This window comes from Mesorhizobium sp. WSM4822 (assembly GCF_055811155.1).
Window position 1 is genome coordinate 1 of the sequence record NZ_JBVVQM010000054.1, and the last position, 2909, is coordinate 2909.

General features: G+C 60.0%; 2 pseudogenes. Both read left to right on the top strand.

The window, feature by feature from the left end:
• Positions 1-588: 588 nt before the first annotated feature.
• Positions 589-789: pseudogene (locus AC0L3E_RS34430) on the top strand (type IV secretion system ATPase VirD4); the annotation flags it as partial.
• Positions 790-990: 201 nt separating this feature from the next.
• Positions 991-2909, top strand: a pseudogene (locus AC0L3E_RS34435) (Ulp1 family isopeptidase); the annotation flags it as partial.

The window sequence follows — 2909 nt, forward strand, 5'->3', positions numbered from 1 at the left end:
ACCAACTGGACTCGCTGCCCCGGCCTCCTGTCGAGCCGCCGCAATTGGCGGCGTATCACCAGTTCGACGCAAATCAACAGGCCCAAGCTTACGCAGTTCCCGGCATGCAAGATATCTTGCCGCACATGCCTCCGCCGCAGCATGCAGCAGAGGAACGGAATGCGAATCTGGACGGCCACATAGCAGGTATTGCGGCGTCAGTCCGTGATACAGTAGGCCCGCAAACCTCCCGTCAACAGCTGCGGCGGGGTGGTGAAATCGGGCAGTCCCTAAGTCACGCCTATAATCACGCCCGCGAGGATCTAATGGCTGCCTCCAGAAGCAGAGATCGCTCAGGCCGTTGAGGTCTCGGCCATGGTAAGTGACGCCGTCTCCCCGAATTCCGTTCACGGCCTTGCCCTTTCCAATGCGCTGCCCGTGGATGTACCTGCCTTAGGGTAACTTTCAGAATCACGTCTGCGGGCGGTGCAACGCAAGCATCGCACCATCCGCTCCGGCATCGATCTTTGGAGCGGCGACATCGCGCGACGTCGCTCCTGTGTCTGAAGCAAGCGCAGCATTATCTATGGCTAATCCGGCAATGGAACAATGCCTTCAACAAAAACGACGCCCCCCAACATAGCCATTAGCATCGCATGCTCACTCGCCTTGGGCTTCTGCGCGGCAAGTCTGTACGCAACGTTTCGCCATGGGGGTAGCGGCGAGGCTTTGATGACGTTTGACATCCGTGCCTTTTGGTTCGAGACGCCCCTCTATCTGGGTTTCGCAACTCCCGTCTTCTATCGGGGCCCTCTTCGCCCAGCCGGGGGAGAAGTTCAAACTCCTCGCGCAACTCGCCATGCGGACGCATCTCGAAAGCCAGACAGGCGCCCTACCGGAGCCGGCACCCTTGATGGAAGCAGACGAGGGGCTCTTGGCAGAATCTCAACCGATGAGCAGCTGCGCGGATTGGCACAGAACTTTGACGATACAGTTTGATGTGAGGCTAGTATGAACCCGCGAAATAGTAACCCATCCCGTGTAACAGCTTTGTCGCAGGTGCAGGGCGCCGGCTTGGGAGAGGGGCAGGCGGACCAGGCCCGGCAAGTGGGCTATAACCAGCACCTTGCCGAGGCCCGCAGGCTGTTGGATCAAGCTGACGAGTCGCCAACGAATCCAGAAGAGGTTCTGCGACTTGAACAGGGGTTCCGCGAAGTGCTTCAGCGACGGCAGGATGATCAAGCCGCCTCGTCTCTTTTCAGCGACCCAGGAATGCCCGCTCGACCGGGTGACCTCAACAGCATCGTTGCCGACGCTTTCGCAGCCACCGGCTCTGGGCACGCCGGAGTTGAGGCCGCCGCCCCGCCGCCGTTAGCTGCCAGCCAACAGCAGATTCGGCCCTGGCCGGAAGCGCTTGACCAGGGCAACCACCTGCTACCCGAGTGGGTGATCATCAACGACGAACATTACACAGCGCTGGTGCGGCCAGCCGAGAGGCAGAGGGTCCTGAATACGCCGCAAGCCGCCGCCATTCAGCCGCCGCTGAGCGAAATCGACAATTCAGGCGGCCGCGTGCCGATGCAGCCCCTCGTGCAGCAATTGGGTGAATTGCCATTGGAAGCGGTACCCGTTCAAGGGATAGGGTCCGAACACACCCGAAGGCTGCATGCAGAGGCCGCGCCGTCCGCATGGTCTGAGAAGCACCTCGCTGCGATCGAGAACTACATAAACGTCTCATTTGTGGTCCCCAAAGGCTTCTCCCATGGGACTCAACGCGTCCCAGACGCGATGCTCCCTTTCGTAGGCCGCCACGACCCCTTGCCTGATGCGGGCCAGGCCCGGCAAGCGGGCTTTGAGCCGCACGTGGCCGAGCCGCGCCGAGCCGATCCTGTCGCGAGTGGCGCCCGTGCCGCCGGCTATCCCCATTTGTCCTACGAACACCGGGACCTTATCGATAAGGCGATCGCCCACGCTGCGGCTCAGAAAACATATGACGAGAGCACGGTTCGAAAATACACGTCTGCACTTCGCCTATTGGCAAATGATCTCGGCGCTCGTGGCCAAGCGATTGACCTAAAAAATCACCAATCCCTGGTCGATCACGCCAATGCTTTCTTTCCGAAAAAGGAGGAAATGAAGAGGGCGTTGAACGTCCTGCGTGCCTATCATGAGCCGGGCTATTCAGCGGCTGTTGGTGCCTCTGCCACCCGCTATCCCCATCTGTCCGACGAACACCGGGACGTGATTGATAAGGCGATCGCCCATGCTGAGGCTCAGCAACACCATAGCGCGCAGACGCTCGGAATATACACGTCTGCACTTCGCCGATTGGCGAATGATCTCGGCGCTCGTGGCCAAGCGACTGATCTAAGAAATCACCAATCCCTGGTCGATCACCTCGAGACTTTCTTTCCGAAAAACAGGGACATAAAGCCGGCGTTGAACCTCCTGCGTGCGTATCATGAGCCGGGCTATTCAGCGACTGGCCGGTGGCCAGTGACGGCGCCCCCAAAGGCAGACGCGCATGTCCTGGAACAAGTGGCCAGTGACAGCAGCTTGGCCTTAACCACCCGTCTTATCTATGGTCGTAATCTTCGCAATTTTTCTATGGCGCTTGAGAGTCAGGGCCAGACGATCTCTGGGCTGGATCATGATTCGCGGATCAAACTCGCCGAGGGGTTGTTTCCAGGCAATCGTTATCTCCGCTTGGCGTTGGGACGGGTTCGCGATGCGAAGCCCGCGTCAGACAGGATCGTGGCGGACGCTTTGGCAGCGGCCGGCTCTGGACACGCCGGAGTTGAGGTCGCCGCCCCGCCAGCGTTAGCTGCCAGCCAACAGCAGATCCGGCCCACTCCGGATGCGCTTGACCAGGGCAACCTCCTGCCACCCGAGCGGTTCATCATCAACAATGAACATTCGACGGCGCCGTT